Genomic DNA, 14,596 nt, shown 5'->3' with positions numbered 1-14,596 from the left:
TCCCTCCCCTATCGCAGGAGGCGCCTGCGCCCCCTCAGGGCGTCGGGAAGTTCAAATGCGGCGCCAGCAGCACGTGCAGGTCCGCCGCATCCTCGCCGGCGATGCGCCTCAGGAGAATGTCGCCCATTGCCTCGCCCGTCGCGGTCAGGTCCTCGTAGATCGTCTCCACCTTGGGCTGGATCTGCGTCAGAAGCTGGGACGTCTGCTTGGCGACGATGTCATATTCGATGCCCAGGGTGAGGCCGCAGTCACTCATGCCGGTGATCGAGGCCAGCGCCGAGACTTCGCCGGGACAGACGATCCCGTCCGGCGCATCCGCCTGCGCCATCCGCCGGCGCATGTGATCGCGGATCTGGTCGGGCGGGCAATCGAGGTCAACGGTCTCCGGCACCTCGAACGAGATGCCCGCCTCGCGCACCGCGGTCATGAAGCCGTGCAGCATGTGCTGGCAGAAGGTCAGCCGCTTCGGCGGGGGGATGAGCAGCAACTGGTGGCGGCCCTTGGTAATCAGGCGTCGCACCGCCTCATAGGCGAAGGTGTAGTTGTCGAAGTCGACATAGGCGTGCGGGGTGGTGAACTCCGTCCGACCATGCGTGACGAAGGGAAAGCCGTTCTCCAGCAGCAGGCGCACGCGCGGATCGAAGGGCTCGGTCCGCGAGAAGATCAGGCCGTCGGCCATGCCGTTGCGGATGATGTAGTTGACGGCGTCGACGTTGCTGCCGCTGATGAAATTCGGCGAGACGATCAGGTGATAGGACGTCGATTGCAGCGCCCGCGCCAGGCCGTGCATCAGCGACGTGCCGTAGCCGAGGATTTCCTCGTGCGGGTCGAGCAGCACGGATATGACATTGGTGCGGCCGGTTTTCAGGCGCTGAGCGGCGCGATCGGGCAGATAGCCGATCTCACTTGCCACCTCGTGCACCCGTTTGCGCGTGGCTTTCGAAATCTGCGGTGCGTTGCCGAGCGCACGGGACACGGTGGTAACCGCAAGCCCGGTCATGTCGGCAATGGTCCTCAGGGTCGGCTTGCCGGCGCGCGTGCCGGTCTTCGTCATCTCGGTTTCGGAAGGCGTTTGGCGGCGTGGCACGTCGATTTTCTTCAGCTTGGGGGCACAATTTCGGCGGCACCTTACAAACAGGCCGGGCCGGAGGCAATCCTGCGCTGCAAACGTTTTAAACGGGTTTGCACGCACTGCACAACTTCGCGACAACATCGACAGATGGCGATTAACCTTGGCAATTCACAGTGTTTTGAAGGATCGGTAGCAGTTGCGTGGCGCGCTTGACTTGACGGAACTTATAACGTTTTAAATTGTGCCGGCGGCTTGATGCCGTAGCTCCAAAGTCATCGTCGGAGGGCCGGCGGCGACTGGAACAGGCGGGAGGAGGATCCCGCCTTTGAAACTTGCAAACGGGAGGAAATCGATGCGCAAGTTTGTAACGACGACCGCGATCGCCGCGGTGATGATGAGCCTTGGCGGCGGCGTCTCCGCGCGCGCTGCGGAGAACGTGGAAGTGCTGCACTGGTGGACGTCCGGCGGCGAGGCTGCTGCGCTCGACGTCCTGAAGAAGGATCTCGAATCCAAGGGCATCACCTGGACCGACATGCCGGTGGCAGGCGGCGGCGGCACCGAGGCGATGACCGTGCTTCGCGCCCGCGTCACCGCCGGCAACGCACCGACCGCCGTGCAGATGCTCGGCTTCGACATTCTCGACTGGGCCAAGGAAGGCGCGCTCGGCAATCTTGACGAAGTCGCCGCCAAGGAAGGCTGGGACAAGGTCGTCCCCGGCGCCCTGCAGCAGTTCTCGAAGTATGACGGCCACTGGATCGCAGCCCCTGTGAATGTCCACTCCACCAACTGGATGTGGATCAACAAGGCGGCGCTCGACAAGGCCGGCGGCAAGGAGCCGCAGAACTGGGACGAACTGATCGCGCTGCTCGACAACTTCAAGGCGCAGGGCATCACGCCCGTCGCCCATGGCGGTCAGCCGTGGCAGGATGCGACGATCTTCGACGCCGTCGTGCTCTCGCTCGGAAACGATTTCTACAAGAAGGCCTTCATCGATCTCGATCCGGAAACGCTGGGCAGCGACCAGATGAAGGAAGCCTTCGACCGCATGACGAAGCTGCGCTCCTATGTGGACGACAACTTCTCCGGCCGCGACTGGAACCTCGCTTCCGCTATGGTCATCGAGGACAAGGCCGGCCTGCAGTTCATGGGCGACTGGGCCAAGGGTGAATTCCTGAAGGCCGGCAAGAAGCCGGGCACGGACTTCGTCTGCATGCGCTTCCCCGGCACTCAGGGGTCCGTCACCTTCAACTCCGACCAATTCGCAATGTTCAAGGTCGCCGCCGACAAGGTTCCCGCCCAGCTCGCCATGGCGTCTGCCATCGAAAGCCCGACCTTCCAGTCGGCCTTCAACGTGGTCAAGGGCTCGGTTCCGGCCCGTACCGACGTTCCGGACACAGACTTCGACGATTGCGGCAAGAAGGGCATCAAGGACTTGGCGGAAGCCAATGCCAGCGGCTCGCTCTACGGCTCCATGGCGCACGGCCATGCCAACCCGGCCGCAGTCAAGAACGCGATCTATGACGTGGTGACCCGCCAGTTCAACGGCGAGCTTTCCTCCGAGGAAGCCACCAAGGAACTGGTCGCCGCGGTCGAGGGCGCGAAGTAGGCGGATGAAGAGGGGCTGCTGGCCCCTCACCCTGACCCTCTCCCCGCAGGCGGGGAGAGGCAACGGAGACGCCGCGCCGTCGGCCTTTTCCCCGGCTGCGGGGAGAAGGTGCCGGCAGGCGGATGAGGGGGCATTCTTCCTCGAAGACGAGGCACTCGCCCCTTGACCAGAAGACCGCACAACAACGGTGGTAACGATCATGGATAGCCGCTCGCGGCTGCAGGAGCTTCTTCCCAAGCTCGTGCTCGCCCCCAGCTTCCTCATAGTCCTGGTATTCGTCTACGGCTTCATTGCCTATACGGGGATCCTGTCGCTGACGGACAGCAAGATGCTGCCGTCCTACAACTTCGTCGGCCTGCAGAACTATGTGCGGCTGTGGTCACTGCCGCACTGGTGGCGGGCGATCTCGAACCTTGCGATCTTCGCATCCCTCTACATCGTCATCTGCAGCGTGCTGGGCCTCGGGCTTGCGATCCTGCTTGACCAGCGCATCCGCATCGAGGGCCTGCTGCGGCCGATCTACCTCTACCCGATGGCGCTGTCCTTCATCGTCACCGGCACGGCGTGGAAATGGTTCCTCGACCCCGGCATCGGCCTTGAGAACACCATGCATCTCTGGGGCTGGGAGAGCTTCTCCTTCAACTGGATCAAGGACCGCAACTACGCGATCTACTGCGTCGTGATCGCCGCCGTCTGGCAGTCGTCCGGCTTCGTCATGGCGATGTTCCTGGCCGGCCTGCGCGGCGTCGACAACGAGATCATCAAGGCCGCCCAGATCGACGGTGCCTCCACGATGACCGTCTATCGCCGCATCATCATCCCGCTGATGCGCCCGATCTTCCTCTCCGCCTTCGTCGTGCTCGCGCACCTTGCGATCAAGGCCTACGACCTGGTCATCGCGCTCACCGGCGGCGGCCCGGGACAGGCGACCGAGCTGCCGGCGACCTTCATGTACTCCTACACGTTTACCCGAAACCAGATGGGCATCGGCGCGTCCTCGGCGATCATCATGCTGATCATGATCTTCTCGATCATCGTTCCCTATCTCTATTCCGAAATCCGTGGAGGCAAGGGCCGATGAGCGCTGCAACTTCCGACAACGTCATCAGCCACGGCCGCCTGACGCGCGCGCTGATCTACACGGCGCTGATCATCTTTGCCTTCTACTACCTGCTGCCGCTCTACGTGATGGTGGTCAATTCGCTGAAGCCCCTGGACGAGATCCGCCAGGGCGGCATGCTGAACCTGCCGCAAACCTGGACGATCGAGCCCTGGCTGTCGGCCTGGTCGACCGCGCAGATCGGCGTGCAGCCGACCGGCCTTCGTCCGTTCTTCATCAATTCGATCCTGATGGTGGTGCCGGCCGTGGCGATCTCCACCATCATCGGCGCGCTCAACGGCTATGTCCTGACGAAATGGCCGTTCCGCGGTTCGAACGTCTTCTTCGGGCTGCTGCTTCTGTCCTGCTTCATCCCCTTCCAGATCGTTCTGATCCCGATGGCGCGCATGCTCGGCATCTTCGGCATCGCCGGTTCGATCTGGGGCCTGATCATGGTGCACGTGATCTACGGCATCGGCTTCACCACGCTCTATTTCCGCAACTACTACGAAAACTTCCCGACCGAACTGGTCCGTGCCGCCCAGATCGACGGGGCGAGCTTCTTCCAGATCTTCCGCCGCATCCTCCTGCCGTCGTCGGGTCCGATCATCGTCGTCTCCGTCATCTGGCAGTTCACCAACATCTGGAACGACTTCCTGTTCGGCGCGTCCTTCTCCGGCCCCTATTCGACGCCGATGACGGTGGCACTGAACAACCTCGTCTCCTCGTCGACGGGCGTAAAGGAATACAACGTCCACTTCGCGGGCGCGATCCTCGCAGCCCTTCCCACCCTCATCGTCTACATCGTCTCCGGCCGCTACTTCGTGCGCGGCCTGATGTCCGGCGCCGTGAAAGGATGACCGCCATGTCGTTTCTCAAGATCAGCAATCTACGCAAGTCCTACGGCGCGCTGGAAATCCTGAAAGACATCAACCTGGAAATCGAACAGGGCGGCTTCCTCGTCCTCGTCGGTCCCTCCGGCTGCGGCAAGTCCACGCTGCTCAACACCATCGCCGGTCTGGAGCCGATCACCTCCGGCGACATCGCCATCGACGGCCGCTCCGTCGCAGGCCTGCATCCCTCCAAACGCGACATCGCCATGGTGTTCCAGTCCTATGCGCTCTATCCGAACATGACGGTGGCCGGAAACATCGCCTTCGGCATGGAAATCCGTGGCGTGCCGAAGGTTGAGCGCGACAAGGCGATCAAGCAGGTCGCCGACATGCTGCAGATCGGCCATCTGCTCGACCGCAAGCCCGGCCAGCTCTCCGGCGGCCAGCGCCAGCGCGTCGCCATGGGTCGGGCGCTCGTGCGCGATCCCAAGCTGTTCCTGTTCGACGAGCCGCTCTCCAACCTCGACGCCAAGCTGCGCGTCGACATGCGCACCGAGATCAAGCGCCTGCACCAGCGCATGAAGACGACCATCGTCTACGTCACCCACGACCAGATCGAGGCAATGACACTGGCAACGAAAATCGCCGTGCTGAAGGACGGCGTGCTGCAGCAGTTCGGAACCCCTGCCGAGATCTACAACAATCCCGCCAACATCTTCGTCGCCGACTTCATGGGCTCGCCGGCGATGAACCTTTTGAAAGCGAAAGTCGAAGGCGACGGCGGCGCGCTTTCGGTGTCGCTCGCCCGCCCCGAAACCGAGCCGCTGAAGCTCGTCGTCGACAACGCGCCGCAGGGCCTCGGCGCCTATCGCGGCAAGGAGGTGATCTTCGGCATCCGCCCCGAGGCGCTGACCGATCCGGAGGGCGCCGACCACAATGCCCGTGCGATCGCGGAGGGCGATTGCCTGATCGAGGTGGTGGAGCCCGCCGGTGCCGACACCTTCGCCGTGACCCATCTCGGCGGCAAGGAGATCGTGGCCCGGCTGCGCGCCGACGCGCGCATCTCCGCCGGACAGAAAGCGCGGCTTGCCTTCAATCTCGACAAGGCCGTGTTCTTCGACCCCGACAGCCAGCGGCGCATCGCCTGAGACGAGACGATGAGCGAGCAGCCAGACATCGTCATCATCGGCTCCGGCATCGGCGGAGCAACCGTCGCCGCCGGCCTTGCGTCGAGCGGTGCCCGCATCCTGATCCTCGAGGCCGGAGAACGGATCGCGGACCGGCCGGAGAACCGCGACCAGCGGGCGATCTTCCAGCGCGGCCACTTCCGCCCGAAGGAGACCTGGTACGAGGCCGGCGGCGCGGGCTTCAACCCCGGCAACTACTACAATGTCGGCGGCAACTCGAAGTTCTTCGGCGCGGTCCTCGTGCGCTATCGCCGGGAGGACTTTCTGGAAATGCGCCACCGCGAGGGCGTCTCGCCCGCATGGCCGTTCCCTTATGAGGAACTGGAGCCGTGGTATTCGGCTGCGGAAAAGCTCTACCAGGTCCGCGGAGCGCTGGACGAGGATCCGACCGAGCCTCCGCATTCGGCGGCCTATCCCTTTCCGCCGGTCCCGGACGAACCGGCGATCGCGCTGGTGCGCAAGCGGCTCAAGGCGGCCGGCATGCACCCCTATTCGCTGCCGCTGGGCATCGACATCGAACGTTGGCTGAAGAAGGCGAAAACGCCGTGGGACGCCCATCCGAACGCCGACGACGGCAAGATGGATGCGGAAACCGCAGCACTCGCGCAAGCCCTGCGGCACCCTCATGTGACGCTGCAAACAGGCAGCCGGGTGACGCGGCTTGTGACCGGCCCGGACGGACGTTCGATCGCCGAGATCCGCTACGTCAGGGGCGGGAGGGAAGAGAGCCTTTCGCCGAAACTCGTCATCCTCTCCGCCGGTGCCGTGCAGTCGGCGGCGCTTTTGCTGCGTTCCGCCAACGACGCCAACCCGCGCGGGCTCGCCAATTCGTCCGATCAGGTCGGGCGCAACTTCATGAACCACAATTCGAGTGCGGTGATCGCGCTCTCGCCGTCCTTCCGCAACACCTCGATCTACCAGAAGACCTTCGGCTTCAACGATTTCTATCTCTCCGACGGAGAAGGCGGGCCACCGCTCGGCAATGTCCAGCTTCTCGGCCGTGTCTCGGGCAAGATCCTCAAGGCCAACATGCCGCAGGTACCGGAATGGCTGCTGGAGCGGATCTCACGGCATGCGGTCGACTTCTATGCCATGAGCGAAGACCTGCCCCACCCCGAAAGCCGGATCACCGTCGACGGCGACCGGATCGTGCTGAAATGGACCCGCACCAACTGGGACGCCCATCTCGAGCTGGTGGCGAAGCTGAAGGCGGTATTGAAGAAGGCGGGCTTCCCGATCGTCCTGTCGCGCGCCTTCGACAAGCGTACCCCCTCCCATCAGTGCGGCACGGTCCGCCTCGGCAGCGACCCGGCAAGCGCACCGCTCGACGTCTACTGCCGCTCGTTCGACCATCCGAACCTCTTCGTCGTCGATGCGTCCTTCCTGCCGACCTCGGCGGCGGTCAACCCGGCACTGACGATTGCCGCGCAGGCGCTGCGCGTGGCCGAACACATCCGAGCCAGGGAGGCTGTCGCGTGATGACATCGTTTCGCTCGCTCCGCCATCGGAAAGCCCGCCCGCTCGCCATCGTCACCGGCGGCCGTCGCGGCATCGGGCTCGGCATTGCCCGGGCTCTTGCGGTGGACGGCTTCGACATCGCCATCACCGGCATCGGCGCCTCGGACGAGGGCACCGACACTGTGCTCGCAAAGCTCGGTGAAGCCGGAGCCAAGGCGGCCTATTTCCAGGCCGATCTCGCCGCAGTCGAGAGCCATCAGGAGACGGTCGAGGCCATTGTCGACGCTTTCGGCCACATCGATTGCCTGGTCAACAACGCTGGCATCGCCTCGGTGGTGCGTGGCGACTTTCTCGACCTCCAGCCTGAGAATTTCGACACGATCGTCGCCACCAACCTGCGCGGCACGGTGTTCTTCACGCAGGCCGTCCTGCGCGCGATGCTCGCGGCGCCCGCCACCGGTCCGCGGTCGATCGTCAACGTCACATCCGTCTCGGCCTCGCTGTCTTCGCCCGAGCGGCTCGACTATTGCATGACGAAGGCCGGGCTTGCAGCCTTCAGCCAGGGGCTGGCACTGCGGCTGGCCGAAACCGGTATCGCCGTCTTCGAGATCCGCCCCGGCATCATCCGCTCGGAAATGACCGCAGGCGTATCGGCCAAGTACGACGCGCTGATCGCGGGCGGACTGGTGCCGATGAAGCGATGGGGCGAACCGGAGGATATCGGCTCGGCCGTCGCTGCCCTTGCCACCGGCCGCTTCGCCTTCGCCACGGGCTCGGTGATCGATCTGGACGGAGGGCTCTCGATCGGGCGGCTGTAAGGATTGGCGGCGGCCGCAGCTCCGCGGTGCCCGCAGGCCCGTCCCGCCCAAGTGGTGAGTTCGCCGCTCACCCAGTCCCCTCTCCCCCGCCTGCGGGGAGAAGATGGCGGCAGCCGGGGTGCTCGGCGGATGAGTGCCAGACAGCATCGGCCGGCACATAAAATATTGAACACGCGAACAGCTTGAATCCTCGAGGAAACGTGCATGGCTTACGACTACATCATCACCGGCGCCGGGCCTGCGGGTTGCGTTCTCGCCAACCGCCTCTCGGAAGACCCCACGGTGCGTGTCCTGCTGCTGGAGGCCGGCGGCGGCGACTGGAACCCGCTGTTCCATATGCCGGCAGGCTTTGCCAAGATGACCAAGGGCGTCGCCAGCTGGGGCTGGGAGACGGTACCGCAGAAGCACATGAAGGGCCGCGTGCTGCGCTATACGCAGGCCAAGGTGATCGGCGGAGGCTCGTCGATCAACGCCCAGCTCTATACCCGCGGCAACGCCGCCGACTACGACCTCTGGGCCACCGAAGACGGTTGCGAGGGCTGGGACTACCGCTCGGTTCTGCCCTATTTCAAGCGTGCAGAGGACAACCAGCGCTTCGCCGACGACTACCATGCCTATGGCGGCCCGCTCGGCGTGTCGATGCCGGTTTCCGGCCTGCCGATCTGCGACGCCTACATCCGCGCCGGCCAGGAGCTCGGCATTCCGTATAACCACGACTTCAACGGCCGCCAGCAGGCCGGCGTCGGCTTCTACCAGCTGACGCAGCGCAACCGCCGCCGTTCCTCGGCCTCGCTGGCCTATCTCTCGCCGATCAAGGATCGGAAGAACCTGACCATCCGCACCGGCGCCCGCGTCACCCGGATCGTCCTTGAGGGCGCGCGCGCCGTCGGCGTCGAGATCGCAACCTCGCGCGGGCCGGAGACGTTGCGGGCGGAGCGCGAGGTTCTCGTCTCCTCCGGTGCCATCGGCTCGCCGAAGCTCCTGCTGCAGTCGGGAATCGGCCCGGCCGACCATCTCAAATCGGCCGGGGTGCCGGTGAAGCACGACCTGCCCGGCGTCGGCTCCAACCTGCAGGACCATCTCGACCTGTTCGTCATCTGCGAATGCACCGGCGACCACACTTACGACAATGTGGCCAAGCTCCACCGAACGCTCTGGGCAGGCTTGCAATACGTGCTGTTCCGTTCCGGCCCGGTCGCCTCCTCGCTCTTCGAGACTGGCGGCTTCTGGTATGCCGATCCGGACGCCCGCTCGCCCGACATCCAGTTCCACCTCGGACTCGGCTCGGGCATCGAGGCGGGCGTGGAGCGGCTGAAGAACGCCGGCGTGACGCTGAACTCCGCCTATCTGCATCCCCGTTCGCGCGGCACGGTACGGCTCGCCTCGGCCGATCCGGCAGCCGCGCCGCTGATTGATCCGAACTACTGGGCGGATCCGCACGATCGCAAGATGTCGATCGAAGGGCTGAAGATCGCCCGCGAGATCATGCAGCAGCCGGCGCTGAAGCCGTTCGTTCTTGCCGAGCGGCTGCCCGGCCCCAAATATCTCACCGACGAGGATCTGTTCGACTACGGCTGCGCCAATGCCAAGACCGACCACCATCCCGTCGGCACCTGCAAGATGGGCACGGGCGCGGATGCCGTCGTCGGGCTAGATCTCAGGGTGCACGGACTGGAAGGATTGCGCGTCTGCGATTCGTCCGTGATGCCGCGCGTGCCCTCGTGCAACACCAATGCGCCGACGATCATGGTGGGCGAGAAGGGCGCAGACATCATCCGTGACCTGCAGCCGCTGCCGCCGCAGATCTTCGCCCACGAGCGCAACGATACCCGGGCACGCGCCCGCACCGACATTCGATAGGAGCACCGCATGATCCGCCACTGCGTCTTCATCCGCTTCAAGCCGACGATCTCGGCGGCCGCCAAAAGCGAGATCTTCGAGGAGATCACAGCCCTGAAAGACCGCATTCCCGGCTTGCTGGCCGTCCATGTCGGCATCAATGTCAGCCCGGAAGCGGGCATGGACAAGGGCTTCTCCGACGGCTTCATCGTCGATTTCGACGACAGCTTCGCACGCGACAGCTATCTTGCCGACGAGGAACACAGAAAGACCGGGGCGAAAATCGTCGCCGCCGCCCTCGACGGTGTCGCCGGGGTACTTGTGTACGACCTCGAAACGATCGATTGATAAGGCATGATTGAAAATCCACGCGCCTTTCTCGCCTCGCTGTTCCATGAAGCCGTCAAGGCGGCCGATCCGCTGGCCGCGATCCTTGCCCACCTGCCAAAGCGACCGAAAGGACGCACGATCGTCGTCGGCGCGGGCAAGGCGGCGAGCCAGATGGCTGCAGCGCTCGAAAGCCTCTGGGAAGCACCGCTCGAAGGCGCAGTCGTCGCCCAGCACGGGCCGGTCGCCACCTGCCGGCAGATCAAGGTGCTTCAGGCTGCCCATCCCGTCCCCGACGCGGCCGGGCTTGCCGCCGCCAAGAGATTGCTCGGACTGGTGAACGGCCTCACCGCAGACGATCTCGTCATCGCGCTGGTATCGGGCGGAGGCTCGTCGCTGCTGCCGGCGCCAGCGGGCGATCTCACGCTCGAAGACGAGATCGCCGTCAATCGCGCCCTGCTTGCCTCCGGCGCGCCCATCTCCGCCATGAACGTGGTGCGCAAGCACGTCTCGTCCATCAAGGGCGGGCGGCTTGCCTATGCCGCTTATCCGGCGAAGGTGGTGAGCCTGATCGTTTCCGACATTCCCGGCGACAATCCCGCGCATGTCGCCTCGGGGCCTACCGTCCCGGACGCCTCGACGCCGTCGGACGCAATCGAGATCGTCCGCCAGTACCGCATGCAGCTGCCACAGCGCGTAATGTCGCATCTGGCCTCCGACGCAGCTGCCGCACCAGGCCCGGACCATCCGGCCTTCGCCAACCAGCAACATCACGTGATCGCTTCGGCGCGCGTCTCGCTGGAGGCGGCCGCATCCAAGGCGCGCGCGGCCGGCATCGACACCTTCATCCTCTCCGACGCGATAGAGGGAGAAGCGCGCGATATCGGTCTGATGCATGCGGCTATCGCGCGGGAGGTGCGCACGCGCAACCGCCCCTTCCCTGCCCCCTCCCTGATCCTCTCGGGCGGTGAAACGACCGTCTCGATCCGGGGCGAAAGCTTCGGCAAGGGCGGCCGCAACAGCGAACTTCTGCTCTCCTTCGCGATTGCCATTGACGGCCTCGCCGGCATCCATGCGCTTGCCGCCGATACCGATGGCCGCGATGGTTCGGAGCACAATGCCGGCGCCTTCGCCGACGGCGCATCCATCGCCCGCATGCGCGCCGCCGGACAGGATCCGCAGGCCCGCCTTCTCGGCCACGACGCCTATACCGCCTTCCAGGCTGCCGGCGATATCTTCGAGACGGGCCCGACCGGCACCAATGTCAACGACTTCCGCGCGATCCTGATCGGATAGAGGCCGATTTCGGCGCAAGCGGCGTGCGGGCAGCCTGTTCAGCCGATCCGCCGGCCGCTGTCCGCGTCGAAAAGGTGCATGGCGTCCGCATCAAAGGAAAGTTCGACCACCTGCCCCACCTCCACTCGGGTCCGCGGCGGCAGGCAGGCGGTCAGCCGCTGGGTGCCGACGCTTGCGGAGACGACCAGTTCCGGGCCGGTGAGCTCGACGACATCGACCTTGGCTGCGATTAAATGGTCGCCCCTCCCGCCGAAATGCAACGCCTCCGGCCGGATGCCGAGCACGAGGCGCTGGCCTTCGCGCACCGCGTCTTCCCACAGCCGAGGCACCGGCGCCACCAGCTCCCCGAAAGCGAGGGCGCCTCCATCCACGGCGACGTCCACCAGGTTCATCGGCGGCGCACCGACGAATGTGGCAACGTAGAGCGTCGCCGGCCGGTCATAGATCTCTTCCGGCGTGCCGAGCTGCTCGATCCGCCCATCGCGCATGACAGCGATCCGCGTCGCGAGCGTCATCGCCTCGATCTGGTCGTGGGTGACGTAGACCATCGTCGTTTTCAGCATCTGATGCAGGCGCTTCAGCTCGGTGCGCATCTCCATGCGCAGCTTGGCATCCAGGTTGGAGAGCGGCTCGTCGAACAGGAAAACCTGCGGCTTGCGCACCAGCGCACGGCCGATCGCCACGCGCTGGCGCTGGCCGCCCGAGAGCTGTGAAGGCTTGCGATCGAGCAGGTTTTCGATCTGCAGGAGCTTCGCCACCTCGCGCACGGCGCGGTCGCGTTCAGCCGCCGGCACCTTGCGCATCTCCAGCCCGAAGCCGATGTTGCGACGAACAGACAGGTTCGGATAGAGCGCGTAGGACTGGAACACCATGGCGATGTCGCGGTCCTTGGGGTGGACGCCGAGCACCGATCGTTTCCCAATGCGCACGTCGCCGCCGCTTGCCTCGGCCAGTCCGGCGATGATGTTGAGCAGCGTGGACTTGCCGCAGCCCGAAGAGCCGAGCAGCACGAGGAATTCCCCGCTCAGAAGCGCGATGTCGATGCCCTTCAGCGTCTCGACCTCGCCATAGGTCTTGCGGACCCCGATGATCTCAAGCGCGCTCACGCCATGCTCTCCCCGAAATGGACCGGCCCGCCATAACTGCGGGGAAGGGTTGAAATGGCCTTTGAGGCGAGATGTGTTCCGGCCCGCAGGCAGCTGGAAAGCGTCTCGCCGCCGGCAAGTGCTGCGAGGAACCCGGCGTTGAACACGTCGCCGGCGCCGATCGTGTCGATGACCGTCACCGCGGGCGCCGCCCGCAAGACGAGGACACCGTCGGCACCGATCGCGATCGCACCCTCCGGGCCACGCTTGACGACGACGATCGCATCCTCCCGCATCGACGCACGCACCGTCGCGGCCGCGGCCGCGGGGTCCGTGATGCCGGCAAGCGTCGTCGTCTCGACCTCGTTCAGCAAGGCGATGCGCGAGCGCGACAGCCAGCCGCGCGCGGCAGTGCAGTTCGCCTCCGTCCAGCCCGCGAGCGGCCAGCCCGTGTCGAGGGCCACGGCGATGCCGTGCCGGTCCGCCCAGTCGAAGAACTCCGGATAATCGGCGGACAGGTCGTCGGTGAGAAACGAACCGCACAGAAGCAGGTATCCGCCAGCAAGCGAGGGACCGTCCAGCGCTGAAAGCACATCGGCAAGACCGAGGCGGGCGAGATGGCCGCGGGTGGTGAAGAATGTGCGCTCGCCGTCGGGATGGGTGATGCCGACCGAAAGCGTCGTTCCTTCCGGGCAAACCTGCCAGCGATCCGCGCGTGCGCCGAATTCCTCGCGCAGCCAGCCCCCGAACCGGTCGGAGCCGACATTGGCGGCGATCGAGAAATCCACGCCGATGCCGATCCAGGCGAGCGCGGCATTGCCGGCCGCCCCGCCGACACGAAGCTCGTCATGGTCGACGATCACCTCCGTCCCGGCCTTCGGCCAGGGCGCGGCAGGCCCGAGGATCAGATCGACATTGACGTTGCCGACGACTGCAAGCGGCCGCATCATTCGCTCCGGGTGATCTTGGTGGTGCGCACCGGCGTGCCGACGTCGTCCACCCGCTCCCAGGCAAACGCGATCATCAGCCGCTGCGCCACAGACAGCATCCGGAAGATCGCCGCAACGCCGGTCGAGGGCGGGAAGGCGAGCGTGACGGCTCCCTTGACCGGCGGCTCACCGGAGGAGTCGAAGACGACGACCGGCGCGCCGGTCTCCACCGTCGACACCGCCATCGCCGTGACCAGCTGCCCCGTCGGGTCATCCCCGCGGAAGAGTACGACGCCCATGTCCGGCTGCAGCATTTCCATCGGCCCATGTCTAAGCTGCCCGCCTTCCAGCGAAAAACAGGGCCGGCGCGACAGTTCGGTGAGGCCGAGCGCCAGTGCCTCGGCGACCCCCTGCAGCCTGCGCCCCGACGTCACCACGGCTGAGACGCCGGAAAGGGCCGTGACGGCTGAACCTATGTCCGGTTCCTGCCTATCCTCGAGCGCGGCGAGCGCCGAAGCGGGGTCGTCGCCCAGCTCCGCCAGCACCGCCAGGTGCAGGGCGAGGCTGATCGTCAGGCTGCGGGTGGCGGCGAAGGCCAGTTCGGTTCCGCCCGCGCCGACGAGGCACGGCGCATTGCGGGCGAGGAAGGAGCCGTCCTCAAGTGTGAGCCCGAAGGTGTCCGGCGTGCCGCCGGTCTCGGCGAACCAGCGCAGCACCTCGGCGCTCTCGCCGGACTGCGACGTGACGAGAATGGTCCTGCCCTCGATTTTCAGCGGCTGCCCGAGCTGCTCGGAGAGCGGAACCGCGATCGCATCGATGCCAAGCGCCCGGTAGAGCGGCTCGACCGCCCGGCCGACAGCATGCGAGCCGCCCATGCCGAGCAGAAGCAACTGTCCGGTCCTGCGCAGCGAGGCCGCGACCTCTGCGGCGACGCCACCGGCCCCATGGAAGGAGGCGATCGCATCGGCGCGCTGGCGGGCCATCTCGCGGTCGATCGCGACGAGCCCGGGCGGGCGTGTTCTCTGTTCGCTCATGGTCATTCCTCTC

The 14,596-nt window shown here is 65.5% G+C and carries 13 protein-coding genes; 9 read left to right on the top strand and 4 right to left on the bottom strand.

What is annotated here, in order from left to right; translation table 11 throughout:
• Positions 1–34: 34 nt before the first annotated feature.
• Positions 35–1,054 carry a LacI family transcriptional regulator gene (locus HV823_RS18785; protein WP_176951324.1) on the bottom strand — a complete coding sequence of 340 codons (1,020 nt, stop codon included), beginning with the start codon at positions 1,052–1,054 and terminating at the stop codon, positions 35–37.
• 409 nt (positions 1,055–1,463) lie between these two features.
• Here HV823_RS18785 and HV823_RS18780 point away from each other — a divergent pair, with 409 nt between their 5' ends.
• From HV823_RS18780 to HV823_RS18745, 9 genes are all read left to right on the top strand, one after another.
• The gene (locus HV823_RS18780) at positions 1,464–2,678 is read left to right on the top strand and encodes an ABC transporter substrate-binding protein (protein ID WP_246301773.1); all 1,215 of its coding nucleotides are present in this window, start codon (positions 1,464–1,466) and stop codon (positions 2,676–2,678) included.
• 199 nt (positions 2,679–2,877) lie between these two features.
• Positions 2,878–3,759, top strand: coding sequence for a carbohydrate ABC transporter permease (locus tag HV823_RS18775; protein WP_176951274.1), 882 nt, complete (start codon positions 2,878–2,880; stop codon positions 3,757–3,759).
• Positions 3,756–4,637, top strand: a complete 882-nt coding sequence (locus HV823_RS18770; protein ID WP_176951273.1) for a carbohydrate ABC transporter permease — start codon at positions 3,756–3,758, stop codon at positions 4,635–4,637. The genes HV823_RS18775 and HV823_RS18770 overlap by 4 nt, the downstream gene beginning before the upstream one ends.
• Before the next feature lie 5 nt (positions 4,638–4,642).
• Positions 4,643–5,758: an ABC transporter ATP-binding protein gene (locus tag HV823_RS18765; protein ID WP_176951272.1), complete on the top strand. Its 1,116-nt coding sequence runs from the start codon at positions 4,643–4,645 to the stop codon at positions 5,756–5,758.
• A gap of 9 nt (positions 5,759–5,767) precedes the next feature.
• Positions 5,768–7,276 (top strand): GMC oxidoreductase, encoded by a 1,509-nt coding sequence (locus HV823_RS18760; protein WP_176951271.1) that lies wholly within the window; start codon positions 5,768–5,770, stop codon positions 7,274–7,276.
• Positions 7,276–8,073, top strand: a complete 798-nt coding sequence (locus HV823_RS18755) for a 3-ketoacyl-ACP reductase (protein ID WP_176951270.1) — start codon at positions 7,276–7,278, stop codon at positions 8,071–8,073. Before HV823_RS18760 ends, HV823_RS18755 begins: the two co-directional genes overlap by 1 nt.
• Before the next feature lie 204 nt (positions 8,074–8,277).
• Positions 8,278–9,933, top strand: coding sequence for a GMC family oxidoreductase (locus HV823_RS18750; protein WP_176951269.1), 1,656 nt, complete (start codon positions 8,278–8,280; stop codon positions 9,931–9,933).
• Positions 9,934–9,942: 9 nt separating this feature from the next.
• On the top strand, positions 9,943–10,260 hold the full coding sequence (locus tag HV823_RS26775; RefSeq protein ID WP_246301707.1) for a Dabb family protein: 318 nt from the start codon (positions 9,943–9,945) through the stop codon (positions 10,258–10,260).
• Positions 10,261–10,266: 6 nt separating this feature from the next.
• The gene (locus tag HV823_RS18745; RefSeq protein ID WP_246301696.1) at positions 10,267–11,535 is read left to right on the top strand and encodes a glycerate kinase type-2 family protein; all 1,269 of its coding nucleotides are present in this window, start codon (positions 10,267–10,269) and stop codon (positions 11,533–11,535) included.
• 38 nt (positions 11,536–11,573) lie between these two features.
• On the opposite strand, the gene HV823_RS18740 is transcribed toward HV823_RS18745, so the two are convergent.
• The 3 genes from HV823_RS18740 to HV823_RS18730 are packed head-to-tail and all read right to left on the bottom strand — an operon-like array spanning position 11,574 to position 14,589.
• Positions 11,574–12,641 (bottom strand): sn-glycerol-3-phosphate ABC transporter ATP-binding protein UgpC, encoded by a 1,068-nt coding sequence (locus tag HV823_RS18740; RefSeq protein ID WP_176951268.1) that lies wholly within the window; start codon positions 12,639–12,641, stop codon positions 11,574–11,576.
• Positions 12,638–13,567 carry a PfkB family carbohydrate kinase gene (locus HV823_RS18735; protein WP_176951267.1) on the bottom strand — a complete coding sequence of 310 codons (930 nt, stop codon included), beginning with the start codon at positions 13,565–13,567 and terminating at the stop codon, positions 12,638–12,640. The genes HV823_RS18740 and HV823_RS18735 overlap by 4 nt, the downstream gene beginning before the upstream one ends.
• The gene (locus tag HV823_RS18730) at positions 13,567–14,589 is read right to left on the bottom strand and encodes an SIS domain-containing protein (RefSeq protein ID WP_176951266.1); all 1,023 of its coding nucleotides are present in this window, start codon (positions 14,587–14,589) and stop codon (positions 13,567–13,569) included. Before HV823_RS18730 ends, HV823_RS18735 begins: the two co-directional genes overlap by 1 nt.
• Positions 14,590–14,596: the final 7 nt, after the last annotated feature.

It is taken from the genome of Mycoplana rhizolycopersici (genome assembly GCF_013378445.1).
Taxonomy (GTDB): domain Bacteria; phylum Pseudomonadota; class Alphaproteobacteria; order Rhizobiales; family Rhizobiaceae; genus Mycoplana; species Mycoplana rhizolycopersici.
Note: the sequence above shows the minus strand (reverse complement) of the source record. Positions and strands in the feature narration are given on the sequence as shown.

What these genes read in the sequence shown, in the direction of transcription:
- HV823_RS18785 (WP_176951324.1), bottom strand. Translation starts at nt 1,054, where the DNA reads ATGACGAAGACCGGCACGCGCGCCGGCAAGCCGACCCTGAGGACCATT.
- HV823_RS18780 (WP_246301773.1), top strand. Translation starts at nt 1,464, where the DNA reads ATGATGAGCCTTGGCGGCGGCGTCTCCGCGCGCGCTGCGGAGAACGTG.
- HV823_RS18775 (WP_176951274.1), top strand. Translation starts at nt 2,878, where the DNA reads ATGGATAGCCGCTCGCGGCTGCAGGAGCTTCTTCCCAAGCTCGTGCTC.
- HV823_RS18770 (WP_176951273.1), top strand. Translation starts at nt 3,756, where the DNA reads ATGAGCGCTGCAACTTCCGACAACGTCATCAGCCACGGCCGCCTGACG.
- HV823_RS18765 (WP_176951272.1), top strand. Translation starts at nt 4,643, where the DNA reads ATGTCGTTTCTCAAGATCAGCAATCTACGCAAGTCCTACGGCGCGCTG.
- HV823_RS18760 (WP_176951271.1), top strand. Translation starts at nt 5,768, where the DNA reads ATGAGCGAGCAGCCAGACATCGTCATCATCGGCTCCGGCATCGGCGGA.
- HV823_RS18755 (WP_176951270.1), top strand. Translation starts at nt 7,276, where the DNA reads ATGACATCGTTTCGCTCGCTCCGCCATCGGAAAGCCCGCCCGCTCGCC.
- HV823_RS18750 (WP_176951269.1), top strand. Translation starts at nt 8,278, where the DNA reads ATGGCTTACGACTACATCATCACCGGCGCCGGGCCTGCGGGTTGCGTT.
- HV823_RS26775 (WP_246301707.1), top strand. Translation starts at nt 9,943, where the DNA reads ATGATCCGCCACTGCGTCTTCATCCGCTTCAAGCCGACGATCTCGGCG.
- HV823_RS18745 (WP_246301696.1), top strand. Translation starts at nt 10,267, where the DNA reads ATGATTGAAAATCCACGCGCCTTTCTCGCCTCGCTGTTCCATGAAGCC.
- HV823_RS18735 (WP_176951267.1), bottom strand. Translation starts at nt 13,567, where the DNA reads ATGCGGCCGCTTGCAGTCGTCGGCAACGTCAATGTCGATCTGATCCTC.
- HV823_RS18730 (WP_176951266.1), bottom strand. Translation starts at nt 14,589, where the DNA reads ATGACCATGAGCGAACAGAGAACACGCCCGCCCGGGCTCGTCGCGATC.